The 20,297-nt window shown below is 37.0% G+C and carries 17 protein-coding genes; 7 read left to right on the top strand and 10 right to left on the bottom strand.

Annotation, left to right across the window (positions count from 1 at the left end; all coding sequences use genetic code 11):
* Window positions 1-11: 11 nt before the first annotated feature.
* Entirely contained in the window at window positions 12-485 is a 474-nt protein-coding gene (locus NG809_RS02200) for a 23S rRNA (pseudouridine(1915)-N(3))-methyltransferase RlmH (RefSeq protein ID WP_262147684.1), read from the top strand.
* 1 nt (window position 486) lies between these two features.
* Here the strand turns inward: NG809_RS02200 and NG809_RS02205 are convergent, their stop codons facing one another.
* The 6 genes from NG809_RS02205 to secD form a co-directional block, all read right to left on the bottom strand.
* On the bottom strand, window positions 487-942 hold the full coding sequence (locus NG809_RS02205) for a tRNA (cytidine(34)-2'-O)-methyltransferase (protein ID WP_262147686.1): 456 nt from the start codon (window positions 940-942) through the stop codon (window positions 487-489).
* 38 nt (window positions 943-980) lie between these two features.
* A complete protein-coding gene (locus NG809_RS02210) occupies window positions 981-1,802 on the bottom strand; it encodes a tetratricopeptide repeat protein (protein ID WP_262147687.1) in 822 nt (273 codons plus the stop codon).
* Window positions 1,799-2,365 (bottom strand): phosphatase PAP2 family protein, encoded by a 567-nt coding sequence (locus NG809_RS02215; RefSeq protein ID WP_262147689.1) that lies wholly within the window; start codon window positions 2,363-2,365, stop codon window positions 1,799-1,801. The genes NG809_RS02210 and NG809_RS02215 overlap by 4 nt, the downstream gene beginning before the upstream one ends.
* Complete coding sequence (locus NG809_RS02220) at window positions 2,365-2,706, bottom strand: Sec-independent protein translocase subunit TatA/TatB (RefSeq protein ID WP_262152543.1); 342 nt, start codon at window positions 2,704-2,706, stop codon at window positions 2,365-2,367. The genes NG809_RS02215 and NG809_RS02220 overlap by 1 nt, the downstream gene beginning before the upstream one ends.
* Before the next feature lie 61 nt (window positions 2,707-2,767).
* Complete coding sequence (locus NG809_RS02225; protein ID WP_262147691.1) at window positions 2,768-3,985, bottom strand: TCR/Tet family MFS transporter; 1,218 nt, start codon at window positions 3,983-3,985, stop codon at window positions 2,768-2,770.
* A 158-nt stretch (window positions 3,986-4,143) separates the two neighbouring features.
* Window positions 4,144-7,038 carry a protein translocase subunit SecD gene (gene secD, locus NG809_RS02230; protein WP_262147693.1) on the bottom strand — a complete coding sequence of 965 codons (2,895 nt, stop codon included), beginning with the start codon at window positions 7,036-7,038 and terminating at the stop codon, window positions 4,144-4,146.
* 207 nt (window positions 7,039-7,245) lie between these two features.
* Between secD and NG809_RS02235 the strand changes: the two genes are divergently transcribed.
* Entirely contained in the window at window positions 7,246-8,607 is a 1,362-nt protein-coding gene (locus tag NG809_RS02235; protein WP_262147694.1) for a PQQ-dependent sugar dehydrogenase, read from the top strand.
* Window positions 8,608-8,620: 13 nt separating this feature from the next.
* On the opposite strand, the gene NG809_RS02240 is transcribed toward NG809_RS02235, so the two are convergent.
* The 4 genes from NG809_RS02240 to NG809_RS02255 form a co-directional block, all read right to left on the bottom strand.
* Window positions 8,621-9,844, bottom strand: a complete 1,224-nt coding sequence (locus NG809_RS02240) for a hypothetical protein (protein WP_262147696.1) — start codon at window positions 9,842-9,844, stop codon at window positions 8,621-8,623.
* A gap of 2 nt (window positions 9,845-9,846) precedes the next feature.
* Window positions 9,847-11,205: an oxygen-independent coproporphyrinogen III oxidase gene (gene hemN / locus NG809_RS02245; protein WP_262147698.1), complete on the bottom strand. Its 1,359-nt coding sequence runs from the start codon at window positions 11,203-11,205 to the stop codon at window positions 9,847-9,849.
* A 185-nt stretch (window positions 11,206-11,390) separates the two neighbouring features.
* Window positions 11,391-12,410, bottom strand: a complete 1,020-nt coding sequence (locus NG809_RS02250) for a WD40/YVTN/BNR-like repeat-containing protein (protein WP_262147700.1) — start codon at window positions 12,408-12,410, stop codon at window positions 11,391-11,393.
* Window positions 12,411-12,460: 50 nt separating this feature from the next.
* Window positions 12,461-14,104 carry an APC family permease gene (locus NG809_RS02255; protein ID WP_317619141.1) on the bottom strand — a complete coding sequence of 548 codons (1,644 nt, stop codon included), beginning with the start codon at window positions 14,102-14,104 and terminating at the stop codon, window positions 12,461-12,463.
* 166 nt (window positions 14,105-14,270) lie between these two features.
* Here NG809_RS02255 and pnuC point away from each other — a divergent pair, with 166 nt between their 5' ends.
* From pnuC to NG809_RS02280, 5 genes are all read left to right on the top strand, one after another.
* Window positions 14,271-14,930 carry a nicotinamide riboside transporter PnuC gene (gene pnuC / locus NG809_RS02260; RefSeq protein WP_262147702.1) on the top strand — a complete coding sequence of 220 codons (660 nt, stop codon included), beginning with the start codon at window positions 14,271-14,273 and terminating at the stop codon, window positions 14,928-14,930.
* Window positions 14,931-14,942: 12 nt separating this feature from the next.
* On the top strand, window positions 14,943-15,548 hold the full coding sequence (locus NG809_RS02265) for a hypothetical protein (protein WP_262147703.1): 606 nt from the start codon (window positions 14,943-14,945) through the stop codon (window positions 15,546-15,548).
* 93 nt (window positions 15,549-15,641) lie between these two features.
* Window positions 15,642-16,409, top strand: a complete 768-nt coding sequence (gene dapF / locus NG809_RS02270) for a diaminopimelate epimerase (RefSeq protein ID WP_262147705.1) — start codon at window positions 15,642-15,644, stop codon at window positions 16,407-16,409.
* A 36-nt stretch (window positions 16,410-16,445) separates the two neighbouring features.
* Window positions 16,446-17,471: an endolytic transglycosylase MltG gene (gene mltG, locus NG809_RS02275; RefSeq protein ID WP_262147707.1), complete on the top strand. Its 1,026-nt coding sequence runs from the start codon at window positions 16,446-16,448 to the stop codon at window positions 17,469-17,471.
* A gap of 170 nt (window positions 17,472-17,641) precedes the next feature.
* Window positions 17,642-20,224, top strand: coding sequence for a TonB dependent receptor (locus NG809_RS02280; protein ID WP_262147708.1), 2,583 nt, complete (start codon window positions 17,642-17,644; stop codon window positions 20,222-20,224).
* The last annotated feature ends 73 nt before the right edge of the window (window positions 20,225-20,297 follow it).

The raw sequence follows: 20,297 nt of genomic DNA on the forward strand, positions 1-20,297 counted from the left end.
AAAATTCTACAATGCGCATTTCACTTCTTTGTATTGGCAAAACGGACGATAAAGAAATTAATTCTCTTATTCAGTATTATCTTACCCGCCTTCCGAGACACTGGAATTTTGAAATTACCGAAATTCCCGACATCAGAAATGCTAAAAATTTAACGCCGGAACTTTTAAAAAAAGAGGAAGCAAAATTGTTTTTAAATCAAATCGATAAAACTGATTTAGTGATTCTTTTGGATGAGAAAGGAAAGCAGTTTACCAGCCGCGAGTTTGCCCAGAAGATTGATGTATGGATGAACTCTTCAGTGAAAAAAATACATATTCTGATTGGTGGAGCTTATGGTTTTTCCGACGAAATCTACAGCAGAGCCAATGAAAAAATGTCATTATCTAAAATGACATTTACACACCAGATGATCCGGTTATTTATCGTTGAACAGGTTTATCGTGCAGATCAGATTTTACAGGGAAAACCCTACCACAACGATTAAACTAAAGTTTTAGATTGAGCTGTCTTTTCGCTTCTCCCACCACAAAAGCAACAGAATTGGCAATATTAAAACTCCGTATCAGTTTAGACATCGGAATCGTCAGATGATTTTCAAAACGGTCTAAAACCTCTTTGCTCAAACCTTTACTTTCCTTCCCGAAAACCAGCCAGTCGCCATCCTGAAATTCTATTTCCAGATAAGATTTTTCGGCATGTGAACTCATTAGAAAAACACGTGACAGATCCGGAATATTTTTTATCCATTCATCTACATTTTGATATTCTGTAACATCAAGATGAACCCAGTAATCTAATCCGGAGCGTTTCAGATTTTTGTCATCAATTAAAAATCCTAAAGGATGAATAAGATGTAAACGGCTTTCGGTTCCTACACAAAGTCTGCCGATATTTCCTGTATTGTTCGGTATTTCAGGTTCTACGAGAACGATATTTAACATGAATAAAAAGTAATTTTGAAGAAAAGTAAGTCAGGTTGTTACTGCGTTTTTTTTGTGCATTTTAATGCGTAATCCGGTAAAAGAATTTTCTCGTGACCTAAAGTTATGGCTTTATCTAAATTTTCGCAGGCTTCTTTAGGTTTTGCCGTTTCAAATAAAACTGATGCTTTCGTGACGTAAGATTGAGAAAATTTAGGATCTATCGAAATCGATTTGTTGACGTCAGCCAGAGCTTCCTTATATTTTTTCATCTGAACGTACACCTCGGCTCTTCCGTTGTACAAAAGAGATTCCGGTCGTTCAGTAAGAAGTTTATTGTAATCTGCAAGCGAACCTTCAAGATCCCCCGAACGTCTTTTCAGTGTAGCCAAACCTGTTTTTGCGAAGAGATTGTCCGGAGCAAAAGTCAGAATGTAGTTCAGGTCTTTCAGGGCAAGATCTTTTTTGCCCATATTGTCATACACTTTAGACCTCAAAAGATAAAGATTAGCGTTCTGCTCATCAACTTTGAGTCCGGAATTGATGTATTCCAGCGCTTTCGGACGGCTGCCTTTTGTATTGTGAAGAGCCGCCAGATTTTCATATACGGAAACGGAAAGAGGATTTGTAATCAGAGCAGATTCAAAGGATTTAAATGCAGAAGAGGTTTTACCGAGTCTTCGCTGTGCTGTTCCCAACTGAAGATAATAATCTGATTTAAATTTCTGAATTAACTCTTTATCAGCTAAGATCTGATACTGCTTTTCTGCACAGACATAATCGTTTTTGCGCATACAGTCTTCTGCCAGTTTTTTATCCTGAGCATTGATACAGATCATTGAAAATAATGCTGTACCTAAAAAAAATAGTTTTGTTGTCATTGAGATATGGTTTGTTTGTTGATCACTTTTTTAGCGAGTAAAGCAAATACCACTCCCACCAAAGATCCTGCAAACGCCCCAACCAAAATATCTCCCGGGAAATGTACGCCCAAATAAATTCTGCTGTATGAAACTACTGCTGCCCAAAAGAAAACAAAATAAGGCAGCCATTTGATTTTTTTTCCTAATAAAACTGTAAGATAAGATGCTAAAAAAAAGGTATTAGACGCATGTGCAGAATAAAAACCATGCTGTCCGCCACATTTTACAATTCTCATCAACCCTTGTAGCGATGGGTCATGGCAAGGTCTCAATCTCTGGATTCCATGTTTGAAAACACCCGCCATCTGATCTGAAACCGTAGTTCCGATGGCCACAAATATTAAAATGAATATAAAAGATTTAAGCTTGAAATTTTTGTAGAGAAAATAGCAGAAAATAGCGTAAAGAGGTATCCAGATGAAGGTTTTTGAGATTAAAATCCAAAATTGATCAAACGGCTGGCTTCCGAGCGTATTCAGATACAGAAATATCTCTTTGTCTTCTAAAACTACTTCTTCCATTATCTGCTTACGGGTCCTTCGTAAGTCTCGTCTTCAGAAGGTTTTATTAATGGTTTGTTATCTGTGAATTCGTTTGGCACTGCGTTTTTAAACTCGTCATCCAGATTATTTAAAGGATTGTATTCTTTGGCAGCATCCTTAATCTTATCAATTTCTTTCTTGATGTCTGAAACCGGATTATCGGCTTCTTTCATGATTTCTGTTTTGATATCATCTACCGCACCACGCATCTTTCTAACGCCTGCACCCAAATCACGGGCAATAGACGGAAGTTTATCGGGACCGAACAAAACAACGATCGCCAAAACGATGAGAGCCATTTCTCCAAAACTTAATTCCATTCTGTAAAAATACAAAAGATTCAATATAAATCTTTAGTTTAGGTTTAAATTTAAATATATTTTAAGATTTCTTTCTTTCGAAGGCATAATAAGTAATCACTACACTCACTGTCATCATGATGAATGCGAGGAAAAACGGTGCTCCAGGAAATCTGAAAGCTGCATTTTTTTCGCTGAAATGATAAAAAAGATTGGTCATCAAAGGAGGCCCGATTGTCGCCGTAACCGCCATTAAACCTGTTAAAGCACCCTGCAGTTCTCCCTGTTCATTGGAAGCAACATTTTTAGAGATAACCGATTGTAGAGCCGGACCGCAAATTCCACCAAGGCAGTATGGAACCAAAATCACAAACATCATCCAGCCCTCTGTGGCAAAAGAAAACAGCAACATCCCGAAAGCATACAGTGCCAATCCGATGTAAATACTTTTGAACTCACCCAGTTTTGGCGTTGTGTACCGTATTAAAACTCCCTGCACCAGGGCAACCAGAATCCCGACAACCCCTAAGGAAATACCTACGGTAAGTTCGTCCCATTTAAACTCGCTCATTGTAAAATAATTCCAGTTGGTCTGTACCGCGTGGCCGGCGATATAAATTAAAAACAGACTGATCACCAAACCGGAAAGTTCAGGATGTTTGAGTAGAAATTTAAAAGAACCTACCGGATTAGCACGCTTCCAGTCAAATTCACGTCTTTTGTCTTTGTCTAAACTTTCAGGAAGAATAAAATATCCGTAGAGGAAATTAACCAAACATAAAACAGCAGCTGCATAAAACGGAACTCTCGGTCCGAAATATCCCAAAACACCTCCCAAAAGCGGCCCGATGATGAAACCCAGACCGAAAGCAGCACCAATCATTCCAAAGTTCTTTGCACGGTCTTCATCTGAGGATATATCCGCAATGTAAGCACTTGCCGTGGTAAAGCTGGCTCCCGTAATTCCGGCAATAACTCTTCCCACAAATAAAAGCCAGATATTTGGCGCCAAAGCAAGGAAAATGTAATCAATTGCAAAACCGAAAAGTGATATAAGAATAATAGGTCTCCGTCCGAATTTATCACTTAGATTACCAATAATCGGAGAAAAAACAAATTGGGTGAATGCATACGCAAAGCCCAGCCAGCCACCATATTTTGCAGCTTCATTCACATTGCCGTGGATAAGTTCTTCAATCAGTTTCGGTATCACAGGAATGATAATTCCAAGCCCGATCACATCGATTAAAAGCGTGATAAAGATAAAGCCGATGGCTGCGCTTTTCTTTGATTTTTCCATAGGTGCAAAATTAATGAAAACTGAAAAGGTGTGGTCTTTTATTTTGCATTTAGATTTAATTTAAATTACCCTTTCTATTTTAAGTAAAACCTAAATCTTCAAGCAAAAAAAAGGACTGCCTTAAAAAGACAGTCCGTATAACTTAATTGTAGTTAAATTTATTTTGAAGCCAAAACTTCTTTGTCTGAAGTAGATCTACCTTTTACTTCTTCTTCCTTACCTGTTTTAAGGAAGTCGTAAGCGATTGCAGATGCAATGAATACTGATGAGTAAGCACCGAAACCGATACCGATCAACAAGGCAAACATGAAGCCTTTAAGGTTGTCTCCACCGAAGATGAAGATGGCAAGAATTACCAACAATACTGTGAAAGTTGTGTTGAACGTTCTACCCAAAGTACTTGAGATAGAGTCATCAAATAAACCTGCCAATGTAACTGATTTTTTCTCTCTTAAATATTCCCTGATTCTGTCGAAGATAATTACCGTATCGTTGATTGAATAACCCAATACCGTAAGAATTGCCGCAACGAAATCCTGATTGATCTCCATGTTGAAAGGCATAATGTTGTGAAGCAATGAGTAAGCCCCCAAAATAATTACTGCATCATGGAACAAAGCTGCAACTGCTCCTAAAGAGAACTGCCACTTTCTGAATCGGATCAAAATATAGATGAAAATACCAGCTAATGCCGCAACAACAGCCAAAATACCGTGAGTTTTAATATCATCTGCTACCGTAGGACCTACTTTTTCTGATGAAACAATCCCTGCGTGATCTTTATCTGCAGATTTGAATTCTTCCAAAGTAATATTTGCAGGAAGATTTGATTTTAAACCTTCATATAATTTGTTTTCTACAGTCTGGTCTGCTTTCAGAGATTCGTCTTCGAAAAGGTAATCTGTAGAAATTTTCAACTGTCTGTCGTTACCGAAAGTTTTTGCTTCAACAGAAGAGTTTTTCCCATCTTCAGTTTTGAAAAGTTTCACTAAACTTTCTTCAGCGTCTTCAGCGCTTACATTTTTATCAAATCTTACTACATAATTTCTACCTCCTGTAAAGTCGATTCCATATTTAAAACCGTTGGTGAAGATTGAAACTAAACTTACAATTGTTAAAATTACTGAAACAGCATAAGCGATTTTTCTCTTTCCGATAAAATCAATCCATGTATTTCTGAATAGATTTTTGGTAGGAGCAGTCCAAACTGAAAGCCCTTTTCCTTTTTCAAGTCTTGAGAAAATCATTACTCTTGATAATGCAACAGACGTGAATAAAGTCATGATGATACCAATACCTAAAGTAATAGCAAATCCTTTAATAGGACCTGTTCCGAAGAAGAATAAAACAGCCGCAGTTAGTAATGTCGTTAAGTGACCATCGATAATTGCATTTAGAGCGTGCTTAAATCCATCTTTATAAGCCTGAAGAATACCTTTTCCAGCGAAAAGTTCTTCTTTGGTTCTTTCATAAATAATTACGTTCGTATCTACCGCCATCGCCATCGTTAATACCATACCTGCGATACCAGGAAGCGTTAACGTGAAGTCACCGGAATCCATAATTCCGAAGATGTAGAACAAGTTGATGATCATTGCGATTACCGCATAAACACCAGCTCCGCCGTAATAGAAAATAATATAAACAATAATGATAAGGAATGCAATCGCGAATGACATCATCCCAGCATTAATAGATTCCTGACCCAATGAAGGACCAACAACCGTATCCTGTACCACTTTTGCGCCTGCAGGTAATTTACCAGCTCCCAAAACATCTACCAATTCTTTGGCTTCTTCCTGTGAGAAGTTTCCAGAGATTTGTGTTCTACCGTTAGGAATTGCGTTGACAACATTTGGTGCAGTATATACATTTCCGTCAAGTGTAACTGCTACCGGTCTTCCAACGTTTTTCTCCGTTAAAGTTTTCCATTCTTTAGCCCCTTTAGAATCCATCTGCATATCTACTACTACTCTTCCAAGATCATCGTAGCTGATTTTTGCTGTTTCCACCGCTCCGTCTACCGGTGCTTTCTGGTTGATATTTCCTCTGATTGCATAAAGCACAAGATCATCCGGAGATGTAGCTTCCGGCTTGTAGCCCCAAAGGAACTGAGTATATTTCAGGTTGGCAGGTCTTAAAGACTGTGCCACTTTGCTTCTTAAGATTTTATTTACAGTTGCAGTATCAGAAATTTTGATGTTTCCCACTCCATTAGACTGAAGCTTTTCAAACTGTAAAAGTTTCATCAGATCAGTTTTCTTTGAAATACCGATTGAATCTCCCTTAGCAGAAATCATCGTACTTAATGACTGGAAATAAGGAACAACTTCCTGAGCCTGCTGTACTTCCCAAAACTGAAGTTTAGCAGAAGTCTGAAGCATTTTCTTTACCTTATCTCTGTCTTTCATACCCGGCATTTCAACAGAAATTCTTGCTGTACCCGGTACTCTCTGTACGTTTGGCTGAATAGCCCCAACTTTGTCAATTCTGGTTCTGATCACTTCAAAAGCAGCATCTACAGAAAGGTCAATTCTCTTTTTTACAATGCTTTTTACCTGCTCGTCTGTGGTATTGTGCTTGATTTCCTGAAGATTGGTATTTCCGAAAATCTCAGCGTCTGCAAGTTTCAGATTTGCGCCTCTTGCTTTGTTTACAGCATCAAACTGATCAAAAAAGTTGTCAATGTATGACTTAGTAGAATTTTTCTGTACTTCATCTGTCTTGTTTAAAGCTTCGATAAGCACAGGATTTGTGGAATAATTGGTTAAATCGTTTACCAGATCTCTCTGATTGATTTCCAAAAGAACGTTGATCCCGCCTTTAAGGTCGAGACCCAGTTTCATTTCCTTGTCTTTGGCTTTTGCGTAAGTAAGCTCTGTGTACCCAAGATTCAGAGTCTGTTCCTTCAGTCTCTTGATTTCTTTTTCGTTCCCATTCGCAGCTTCGATCTGCGATTCAATTTTGCTGGCGTACCAGGTTGGTATAAGCTCATTTAGGCAAATCAACCCGAGGACAATAGCAATAATTGTAATAAGTCCTTTTCCTTGCATTTTGTTATAACTACGTTAAATTAAGTCGGCAAATATAACAATTTAATTGTATTTTTTTTGACTTTTTAACAACAGAAATCGTTTATTTTCAGATAAATTCAAGGTTAAATAAGGGTTTTAAAATTACTTTCTATAATCTTTGCTTTAAATAATTCAATTGGTACAGATTTTTCATCAATCTTTTAACACACTAAAATCCAAATTATTATGAAAAATCTACTTTTTGTGGCGGGCATCCTTTGTTCGTCACTGCTCTCTGCACAAAGCATTACATTGCAGGAGTTTGCCACGGGTTTCACAGCACCTGTGGAGATTGTAAATGCCAACGACAGCCGGCTGTTTGTTGTTCAGCAAAATGGTATTATCAAAATACTCCAGCCAAATGGTGTTACCAATGGAACCAACTTTCTGAATATCGCTTCAAAAATTATCTACAATGGTGAACGTGGTCTTTTAGGACTTGCATTTCACCCGCAGTATGCCACAAACGGTTATTTTTTTGTTTTTTATAATGATACTGCCGGCAACCTGACTGTGGCGAGATACACGGTAAGCGCAAATGCTGATGTTGCTGATGCTACTACAGAAAAAATCATCATCAGTATTCCAAAACCTTTTGATAATCACAATGGTGGAAGTATTCATTTTGCACCAGACGGATATCTTTGGGTGGTTACAGGCGATGGTGGCAGTGGCGGCGATCCGAATAACAATTCACAGAATAAAAATTCTCTATTGGGAAAAATGTTGAGATTAGACATCAATTCCACAGGACCTTACAATATTCCTCCGGGAAATCCTTTTATTGGAGTTGACGGTGCCGATGAAGTCTGGGCTTACGGATTGCGGAATGCATGGAAATTTTCTTTTGATTTAACTTCAGGAAACGCTATGATTGCTGACGTAGGACAGGAATTTTTCGAAGAAATAAATGCGATGCCTATCACTCAGGCGGGAATCAATTACGGATGGAAATGTTATGAAGCCAACAGTACATTCAGTACCACAGGATGTGCACCAATGAGCTCAATGACTTTCCCAATAGCTGTTTACGACCATGCAAACGGAAAATGCTCCATCACAGGTGGATATGTTTACAGAGGTACAGCATTTCCTGCGTTACAGGGAAAATATATTTTTGCAGACTACTGCTCCACACAGATTGGAATGCTGAATTCTGACAATTCTATTACCTGGACACCAGCTTTTACCGGAAATAATTTTTCAACATTCGGACAGGATTCACAGAAAGAACTTTATGTCGCTGCGGTAACAAGCGGAAAAATCTTTAAGATACAGTCTGGAACTCTGGCAACTGATGAGAATATTTTATCTGAAGGCATCAGAGTTTATCCTAATCCTGCATCAGAACGAATATTTGTAAATGCTTACAACCTTCAGAATATGACTGCCGAAATCATGACCAGTGAAGGAATAAAAGTTTTGGAACAAAGAGTTATAGACCATGAAAACGGGATTAATATTACAGGAATTCCGGCAGGAGTTTACTATTTAATCCTGAAAAATGGCGATCTGAAATCTTACAGTCAGAGAATCATCATCAAGTAATTCAGGAGTCATTTTACTTAAAGTATCTCAGGTTTTTGATCTGAGATTTTTTTATGCTAAATATCAGAAGAAAAATTAATGGCAGGGTTAAAATAATTTTTATCACACCAGAAAATTTATCAGATTCATTATCAAAAAGATAAACCGGTGAGAAAATCATCAATAAAATACATATTGCGAAAGCGCAAATTTCGAAAACCGTAAGTTTTAAATTAGGTTTTAAATCTACTTCTGATGAATTCAAAATCCAGAATATTAAAAACATAATCATAAAAGGAAATGTCCAGATTCTGTAGGTGTCATAAGCAATCGCATGCAGAAGAAGCGGACAAAAACTGATGATTACAATAAACAGTAAAAGGCTTAAATTTTTCTTTAAATTAAAAATTTTCAACATTAGAAAAAACATAAAAGCCATTGGAATTCCGTAAAAAACCGTACAGGTTGAAGCAAAAACCCGCTGAAAAAACTGCGGACTCTGAGCATCCCACTGATAAGCGAAACTTTTGGTAAATCCCGATGCCACAGCATCTGCGGGAACTTCAGAAATAAATTTGAAGCTTGTGAGATAGTTGAAAATCTGAGCATGATTCAGATTCAAATGAAATTCCTGCACGTAAAAAAGAACAATCATTGAAAACAGTGGAAGAGCCACAAACAGAATGATCTTCTTCAAAAAATGTTTGTTGAGTAGAATTTTAAATGAAAACCGGTCAATTGAAAAATGGGAAACGATCAGTATAAAAATACTCACCGGTACCAAAAGAAAGAATGAAATTTCATGAATAAAAATTGAAATAGCTGCAATAAGAGAAGCGATAAAAGTTTGTTTTTTCCGAATGAAATAAACCGTTAAAACAGTCATTAAAAAAATCAGATGATCTAAATATCCTATTAAATGAGCCGAAAAAACGATGTATTGTGAAAGAAAAAAGGTAACAAAAAATAAAATTACCAGAGAATGTATCTGTTTTCTGCAACTTTCTTTCAAAGCGATAATCAGTAAAATCAAATATAAACCTGTAAGGATTGCTGCTGACAGAATCATAATATTCATTTCATTCTTATCAAAAACAAATCCGAAAATTTCTCCTGCCAAACCCCGTTTTGTGATTCCGAAGCGGTAGTCCATCAGCCAATGTGCCTCTGCCCAGTCACTGGGGAAACGAATCGCTCTTAAAACACTGACCAAAAGTGCATAAATGTACAGAACTGAAAGAAGAATTCTGCTTTTCATGACTAAATCGTCATTGAAAAAATCCTTGTTTCAGGCTTATTTCGCATCATTCTCAAATCAAAAACCATGGCAACATTTCTTGTGAAGGCTCTACCCTTTTCGGTAATTTTCACTCTGGTGTCGTAGATTTCAACCAAACCGTCATTTTCCATTTCTGAGAGCATTTCAAGTGAATTTTTCAATTCAGGGAATGAATTGGCATCTGTAAATTCGGTCTCCAGCTGACACATTAAATTCAAAATATGACGGCGGACAGCCAGATCTTCATGATTTAGAATATGACCTTTCACCACAGGAATTTCACCTTCCTCAACCATCTTTTGGTATTCTTCCACCGTTTTCACATTTTGGGCAAAAGCATACCATGAATCGGAGATCGCAGACATTCCCAAACCAACCATCAGTTGTGTTTTACTTGAAGTATAGCCCATAAAATTCCTGTGAAGTTTACTCTGCGTCATCGATTGATACAAATCATCATGCTCAAGAGAAAAATGATCCATCCCAACTTCAATATAGCCTAAATCTTCGAGTAATTTTTTACCGTCTTCGTATAAACGTCTTTTCTCGTCACCACTCGGAAGGTCGTTTTCGTCGAAACCTCTTTGTCCGACACCTTTTACCCACGGAACGTGAGCGTAAGAATAAAAAGCCAGTCTGTCCGGCTTCAGTTCCATCGTTTTGCGGATGGTATTTTCCATAGCTTCCCAGTTTTGATGTGGAAGACCGAAAACCAAATCATGGCTGATGCCTCTGTAACCGATTTCACGCGCAAATTCTGTGACTTCCTTTACTTTTTCATACGACTGAATTCTGTTGATGGCTTTTTGAACCTTAGGATCATAATCCTGAACTCCAAAACTCACTCTTCTGAAACCCAAATCATACAATGTTGTTAAATGTTCTCTGGTCGTATTATTCGGATGACCTTCAAATGAAAATTCAGGATCTTCGGCGATTTCTACAGTTTCAAAAATACCTTGAAGCATCGTTTTTAAATTTGCCGGAGAAAAAAATGTTGGAGTTCCGCCACCTAAGTGAAGTTCTTTTAATTTTGGCTTTTCTGAAAACAGCTTTAAATATAAATTCCACTCTTTCAAAACAGACTCCAGATACGGAATTTCTACGCTGTGTTGCTTCGTAATTCTTTTGTGACAGGCACAAAATGTACATAATGCCTCGCAAAAAGGAAGATGGATGTAAATCGAAATCCCTTCTTCAGAATTAGATTCATCGAAAGACCTTATTACCGTTTCCTTATATTTTTCAGGAGAAAAACTGCTCTCGTCCCAGTAAGGAACGGTAGGATAAGATGTGTAACGGGGTCCGGGAATATTATATTTATCGACTAAAGAATTCATGTGGAAAAATTTGTAAACCGTCACATAGACAGCTTTGCAAAATTACTCATTAATGCTGAATTACCAAGAATGACAAATGTTAGGCTTTGACAGAAGTCTTATTTTGTAATCAGTCTAAATACTTCTACGGAGAAAAATACTTTTACCTGCCTCAACATAAAAGAGATCGCTACAGTGCAAATTTTCTAAAATGACAGTTTCATCACAGAAATTTTATCTTTTCCCGCAAAAACAATTGTGTTTGCATCAATCCATTTGCAAACGTAAAATCCTTTTTCATCTGAAATTTTCTTCCATGTTTTTCCAAAGTCTGATGAATACGAAATATGTTGATCTCCAACGGAAATAATATCTTTTCCTTTCGAATTGGGTTTAATTTTCACACAGGTTGTGTAACCTGCATTATTTCCCGATGCCTGAATCTGCCACGTTTTTCCGGCATCTGTAGATGTTGCAATGTTGTTTACATTTTCGTTTTGTTTGGTATAATCTCCACCCACGGCAATACCGAATTTGTCTCCCGAAAAATCGATAGAATAAATGCCTTGTGATGATATCCCGTGTACAAAAGGTGTCTCGAAAGCTTCAAGTTTATCGTTTTTCAGATTTAATCTTAAAATTCTTGATGAATTTCCGCCGGTTGCTACCCACAGAAAATTTTCTCCACCGGAAATATTGGTATTGCTCGATGCAAAAGCGGCTTCACCGATTTTCATCTTTAGGTGCGGATATTTTTTAGTCACAAATTTTCCTTTTACGATTTTGAAATCCATCAGTTTTAAATTTAAATCTTCCGAAGGATCCGAAAAGGCAAAAAATTTATTTTTATGAAAGTACAAAGCATCATAAAATGCATTTTTGGCTGTATCTTGATAAACAATCTGATGCTTCAGCGATTTTTTATCAATCTTAAAAAACTGAGCCGGACTTTCAATATTTATCGTGTAAAAGGAATTCTGATCCTGCGCTAAAGTTCGAAACTGAAGCTTTTTTTCTGAGAGAGCAATTTGCTTTTTGTTTTCGGGATTTTTAAGATCTACAAAACCAAATTTAGAATCAGTTCCGTTGTACCAAACCTTACCGTCATGAAGTTCCAAAGCTCTGATGCTGATTTGATCTTTATAAATTTCTTTAAAACTCTCAATTTCCTGTCCGAAAGAGAAAAAGGAAATGACTAAACATGTGGTGGTTATTAATTTTTTCATACTACTCAAATTTAATCAAAAAAAATTCCGCACGAGGCGGAATTTAAAATTTATTTTTTATTGTCAATATCGATGTCTACATCTTCCAAAGGTTTTTGTTCAGCCTTGAAAGTTTCGCCATAACCGCCATTCTGCAGTTTTGAGTTTCTTTTACTGTAAAGGAAATAAATGATAAAACCGATAATCAGCCATCCGAAAGAATACATCTGTGCTTCTTTACTCAGGTTAAAAATAAGATAAACATTGATTGCAATTCCCAAACATGCAATTACCGGCAGTGCAGGAACTTTGAAACTTCTTACCATATTTGGTTCTTTAACTCTCAAAACCCAAACCGCAACACAAACCATTGTGAAGGCGAAAAGAGTTCCAAAACTTGTCATATGTGCCAAATCATTAATCGGCGTAAGTGAAGCAACGATTGCGATCACAGTTCCTAAAATCATCAGGTTTTTTCTTGGAACTCCTGAAACAGGATTTACTTTTGAAAAAGTTGCAGGAATAAGACCATCTTTAGACATTCCAAGGAAAATTCTTGACTGTCCCATGATCATTACCATTAATACAGAAATCAAACCTACGGTAGCAGCAATGGTGATAATATAACCAGCCCAAGCCTGACCTGCGATATCAAATGCATAAGCAACAGGAGCTTTAATCGCATCAGGATATTTTCCTAAAGGATTAAAATCGCTGTAATGCATCATTCCCGTAAGAACAAGTGATACCAAAATATATAAAACTGTACAGATGATTAATGAAGTGATGATGGCAAACGGTACATCTTTTTTAGGATTAATCGCTTCTCCAGCCTGCGTGGAAACCGCATCAAACCCAACGTAAGCAAAGAAAATTGCAGATGCTCCTGCAACAACTCCCGCCAGACCATAAGCCTTGTGTGTAACGCCATTTTCTGTGATTGTAGTAGCATCGGGGATAAATGGTGACCAGTTATCAACATTAATGAAAAACAATCCGGCAATGATGACAAAAATAATTGCAGAAACCTTTAAAATTACGATGAAGTTGTTTGCTTTTGCAGCTCCTTTTGTTCCTCTCAATAGAATCCAGATTACAAACAGAACGATTGCTAAAGCTGGAAGATTTAAAAATAATTTAAAATTTGCAATTTCAGGAGCTGCATTGAAATTAGCTATCGTTTCCTGAAACCCTAATAATTTGTCTGCAGGCAGTTTCCCTTCCGCAATCTGTTTTGTAGCTTCACCGAATGCTTTGTGAGCAGTTCCGGGATCGGTAGTCATCCAATACGGTAAATGAAGACCGAACATTTTCAGCAGTTTCCCGAAATATCCTGACCACGAAACGGCGACCGTCATTGATCCCATGGCGTATTCGAGAATCAGTCCCCAACCGATAATCCATGCAAAAATTTCTCCCACAGTTCCGTATGCATAAGCATAGGCAGAACCTTCCACGGGAAGAATTGATGCAAATTCAGCATAACATAAAGCAGCAAAAACGCAGGCAATACCTGCAATTACGAACGAAAGTGCCAAGGCTGGTCCGGCATTATAGTAAGCACCGGTACCCGTAAGTACGAAAATACCTCCTCCGATAATAGCTCCGATTCCGATAGCAGTAAGGCTCCATTTCCCTAAGACACGCTTGAGCTCGCTCTTCTGAATATCGGCTTCGTAAGCACTCATTGGCTTTTTAGCCCAAATTTTAGACATATAATTTAATTTAATTAAAGATTTACGAAAATATAAAAATTTTAGAGAAATTAACGTTTATTGCTAACTTTTAGAACATAAACTTTAAGTATCGGCCATAAAAAATTGATTTTCACGCTTTCTAAAAATATTTTAACGGACGGATTTTTTGTGTATTTTTGAAGCAATGAATTTCTATGATCTTTTTATAAAACCCTATGAGGCCTACACTTACGGGCAAATTGCGTTGGAAGCTGCGGCAAGCATTTTAGGGATTATAAGTGTCTATTTTTCAATTAAAAAGAATATCTGGCTCTACCCAACGGGAATTATTTCGACAGTCATTTATGTTTACATTCTTTTCAATTTCGGTCTGCTGGGCGACTGTCTTATCAATGTATATTATACCGTAATGAGCGTTTACGGATGGATTTTATGGTCAAAAAATTCTGATGATCATATTCATGTGGATGTTCAGAAGGCTACAAAACGGGACTGGCTTTACAGTGTCATTCTTTTTGTGGTGAGTATGATGCTGGTAACAGCTGTTTATTACTACAAACCATTTATAGATAATAATTTCTCTTCAGACGGAATCCGCTTTGGTCTTTACCATCTTGACTGGGGAAACTGGCTTGACGTTGTAACCACTTCAGTCTTTCTTATCGGGATGTGGCTCATGGCGATAAGACGCGTCGAAAGCTGGTATTTCTGGATTCTCGGAGATCTCATTTGCATACCGATGATGCTCTATAAGGAGCTGGGAATTACTTCGGTGCAATATTTGGTATTTACATTCATGGCAATCAGAGGATATATTGCCTGGAACAAAAGTTTAAAACAGTAAAATTTAGATACGATGAAAAATTTAATAAAAATTTCGCTTAGCGTTTTCGCTTTTATAAGTTTAAGTTCATGTACAGTGTACAGCGATCAGGGTGCCGGATACGGTGATCCCTATATGAGTAACGGTGCCTATTATGCGCCGGGAAATTATTACGGAGACGGAGGATATTGGGGTAACGACGGATATTATTACAGAAACGATATTCATTATTATTATGATCAGGGAAGACCCTATTATTTCTACGGAAACAACAGACAGAAAGTGTATGTAGAAAGAAATGCAGCTCCGAATACTGGGACGAGATCCGGAAATTACGGCTTTACCAATCCTAATTCGAATACAAATAATAATCCGAGACAGAATACCGGAGGTTTCAGAAACAACAGACAGAATCAGCAGAGCCAGCCAAGGAATAACGGTGGTTTTAGAAACAATCAGCAAAACCAGCAGACACAGCCGAGAAATAATGGAGGTTTCAGGAATAATAACACAACCATCCCAGCTCCGAACACCAACACAAATCAAAATTCCGGAGGATTCAGAAACGGAACCGACAGCAACCGACAAAATTCTACTCCGAACAACGGAAATACAAACGGAAACGGTTTCAGACGATAATAATTCTAAATAAACAGCGAACGGCTTTTGTCCGTTCGCTTTTCGCTTTATTATGTGTAATTTTGCAGGCTATTTGAGACTAAAATAATCACGATGAACTTTTACAAATATCAGGGTACCGGCAACGACTTTATTATGCTAGACAACCGTTCAGGAGAATGGAATATTCTTTCGACAACAGCGATTACACAACTTTGTGACCGCCGTTTCGGAATTGGTGCGGACGGTTTAATTAAAATTAATTCAGCAGAAAACGTAGACTTTGAAGTTGATTATTACAATTCTGACGGATCTAAAAGTTTTTGTGGAAACGGTGCACGTTGTTCGGTGGCTTTTGCCCATTTTCTTGGAATTTTTAATGATTCTAAAACTGTTTTTACCGCTATCGACGGTCTTCACGAAGCTGAAATTGCTGAAGATATTGTTAAACTGAAAATGAGCGATGTAAAAACGATTTCAAAAGACGGAAATGATTCTGTTTTGAATACCGGCTCGCCTCACTACATCAAATATGTAAATGATATTGCTGATGTAAATGTTTTTGAAGACGGAAAAGCCATCAGATATTCTGAAAACTACACTCAGGAAGGCATCAACGTGAATTTTGTGGAAGAAATTTCAGACGGACAGATTTTTGTGCGTACTTATGAAAGAGGTGTTGAAGATGAAACGTACAGTTGCGGAACAGGCGTTACAGCAGCGGCTCTGACTTATCTTGATAAAAATTCGGCGACGGAAGTTGCAGTGAAAACTTTGGGTGGTGATCTGAAAGTGTATGCGGAAAAAAACGGAGATTCATTTGAAAACATTTGGTTGGAAGGTCCTGCAAAACAGGTTTTCAAAGGAGAAATTAAATTTTAAAAAAATCAAAAACACAAACATCGGTTTTTATATATTATGAAAAAAGCAGTTATCATCGTTGTACTTCTACTGATCGTTATCGGTGGATTTTTCGGTTTTAAATTTTACAAAAAAAATTATGGAAATAATATACGGAAAGATGGATATGTTTTGATTCCTCATGGTGCAGAATTTAAGCAAATTATAGATTCTGCAGCAAAATACGTGGATGATAAAGCCACATTTGAAGCTGTATCTGTTGAAAAAGATCTTCCCAAAAACTTCAAACCAGGACGTTACCATTTTAAGAAAGGAATGGGAAATTCAGATTTGGTGAATATGATCAAAGCCGGAAATCAAAGTGAAAACTCCTTTAGAATCGGTGATTTCGGAGACGTTTATCAGATGGTGGGAAAAGTGACCAAAAAAACAGAAACTGATTCCCTTAAATTTGTAAATGAACTTAATAAAATTGCTGTCGATAAAGGCTACACTTCAGCGGAAGATTTAAAAAAATACTTTTTTATTGACACCTACAATTTTTACTGGACGGTAACTCCTGCTGAATTTTTCAAAAAATTTAATGATCAGTATCAGGATTTCTGGACCGCAGAAAGAAAAGCTAAAGAAGCTCAATCCGGTTTAAGCAGAGATCAGATTTATGCTTTGGCATCAATTGTTTTTAAAGAATCAGGAGGTAAACCGGACGAGATGAAAACCATTGCCGGACTTTACTTAAACCGTTACAAAAAAGATATGAAGCTGCAGAGTGACCCGACGGTAATTTATGCAATCAACAAGCAGACAAATTTCAAAGAATCTATTAAAAGAGTTCTTTATAAGCACCTTTCCACCCCATCGCCTTTTAACACTTATGCCAACAAAGGGATTCCGCCGGGACCGATTTGTATTACAGATAAAAATTCTGTGGATGCTGTGTTGAATGCCGAGAAAAACAATTTCATTTTTATGTGCGCCGATCCTTCAAGACCTGGTCTTCATAAATTTACGGATAATGCTGAAGAACACGCTGCCAATGCGAAAGTATACCAAGAGTGGCTTAACTCACGGAATATCAAATAATAAAAATTTTTAACCTTTTTTTAACAATGTTTTAATTTAACAAATTAGGTTAAAAAGCGTCTAACACATTATAATAATAAACTAACTAAGAAGTCTGCAATAAATTTTTCTCTTGACAATTTTTTTTGTTTTGTATTAAATTTTTGCATTCTTTATACAATTAAGAATTTATGAATCAAACTGAAATCATCAGTCTGTTTACAAAAAAAACTTTAGGATTAACCTTTGTTTTGTCAGCCGCCGCTCTGGCTTTTGCACAGGATAAGGTTAATGTTAAAGGTTCAGTTGTAAGCAAAGATAATCAGCCAGTACCTTACGCATCAGTTACTTTTGTCCACAAAACAAATAAGATGCTGAGTGAAGGAGCACTCACCGACGAAAAAGGACAGTACATTATGGATCTAACGCCTGGTAATTACGATATTACCATTGAGGCAATTGATTTTAAGAAAGGAACCTTCAGCAAACAGATTGCTACAGCCGGAAATATAGGAGCTCTTTCCATTGAGCCTGAAGCTACAGCTACCAATGCAAAAACTCAGGATATTCAGGGAGTTGTGATTACTGCAACCACGAAACCTTACAAAGTTGAATTAGATAAAAGAACTTACGACCCTTCTCAGGATATCGTGAGCAAAGGGGGAAGTTTACAGGATGTTTTGTCCAATGTTCCTTCAGTTTCTGTTGATACGGATGGAACAGTTTCTATGAGAGGAAGTTCTAACGTTCGTTTTTTGATCAACGGAAAACCTTCTGCCCTTCTCGGAATTGATGATGGAGCGAATGCTTTACAGAGTATTCCTGCAGATCAGATCGAGAGAATTGAAGTGATTACCAACCCCTCTTCAAAATTTGAAGCCAGCGGAACAGCGGGTATTTTAAATATTATTTTAAAAAAATCCAAAAAAACCGGTTTCAACGGTAGTGTGATCGGAACTTTGGGATATTTGCCTCAGACAAATTTGAATACAAATTTGAGCTGGAGAAAAGGTAACTTCACATGGTTTCTGAATGGTGGTGGTGGTTACAGAGAGTCTAAAAACACCAATAGAACAGACAATTATTTTACCAATGTTACAAAAATAGGAAATACACTACAGAGTAATCAAGAAAATATCAGCAATAGTAAAAATGATAATTACAATGCGTCAGCGGGTATTGTTTATGACATCTCTGAAAAAACCTCTTTCAATTTATCAGGAACCGTAAGAACTTTTGAAAGTGAAAGCACTGGAAATGTAACCTACAATAACCAACTTTTTGGTGCTCCAAATACATTCAGAAACAGAATTACAAACAGTGCAAACAACAATCTTGCGTTTCAGGGCGATATTGGTTTAGATCATAAGTTTGATGACAAAGGCCAAAATATTGCCTTATCTTTAAGCTTGCAAAGTAACAGATCTTACAACGACACAAATATTGATGAGACTAATAATGGAAATTTTGAACTGCAAAACATCATCAATCAAACCACCAATAATAAAACTTTAATTGGTAAAGCGGATTATGAACTTCCCTTGGGTGAAAATTCTAAACTTGAAGCAGGTTATAGAATTGATATCAACCAAAACGACTACGATAATGATGTAAGAGAAAGCACTGTTGCGGTGCCTACTCTGAGTTTCCTGGGACCATATACGTACGAAGCCAGATATAAAGAGATGTTTAATGCCGGATATCTTCAGTTTAAAAGCAAAATAGGTAGGCTGGGATATCAGGTAGGAGTTAGAAACGAATATTCTAATATAGATATAGATTATGCGAATTTAAATCCGGCAGATGACGATATTAAAAGCAGAAAAAGTTATAATAATCTTTTCCCAAGTGTTTATTTAAGCTACGAGATTGCAAAAGACAATCAATTCCTATTAAATTATACAAGAAGGATAGACAGACCAAGATCATTTTTCCTGATACCAAATCCCAGCTACAACGATAATCAAAATATTTTCGATGGAAATATAGATTTAAATCCGTCCTATGTAGATTCTTTTGAATTCGGTTACAGTATTTCAAAGAAGAAATTTACAATCAACCCCACTTTGTATTACAGACACCAGACTGACGATACAAAAATGCTGGTTTTCAACGAAAAGGAACTGATTGATGATCCGAATAATCCTGGCTTACCTGATGAGCTCAAAGAAGAAAGAATTGTGTTCCATACAAAACCTATCAACTTAGGGTCTGATGACCGTTATGGGTTAGACATCAATTTTAATTGGGATGCAACGAGTTGGTTGAAATTCTTAGGAAATGTGGATTTATTTGGATACAAAACTAAAGGCAGTATTTTATACAACACTTTAGATAATAACGGAAATCCGATTGTTGCAACAGCAGACTTTAACGGAAGCGGTTTTTCCACAAGAGCCAGATTGACCTCAACATTTAAAGTAGATAAAACATTCAGTTTTCAGTTGCAAGGTTTCTACAGAGGTGGTCAGAAAACAGCTTATCAGGATAGAAAAGACATGTATGCTTTAAATTTTGGAGCATCAAAAACGATTTGGAAAGGCGATGGAACATTGTCATTAAATGTACAGGATATTTTCAATACGAGAGCAATGAGGTCTACAACTTTTGGAGAAAACTTTACAAGAGAATCATATATGCAGTGGCAGCCAAGACAGTTTGCAGTTTCACTCACTTACAGATTCAAACAGGGTAACGAAAAAGTAGATCAGCCTAAACGCAAAAAAGACATCAACTCTAATGCGCAGGGAGACGATCAGCAGGGACCAATGTAAAGTTGAGTTTCTATAAATAAAAAAGAGTTCGGTAAAAATTTACCGAACTCTTTTTTTTGCCAAATTTTTAAGA

The organism is Chryseobacterium foetidum (assembly GCF_025457425.1).
GTDB lineage: Bacteria > Bacteroidota > Bacteroidia > Flavobacteriales > Weeksellaceae > Chryseobacterium > Chryseobacterium foetidum.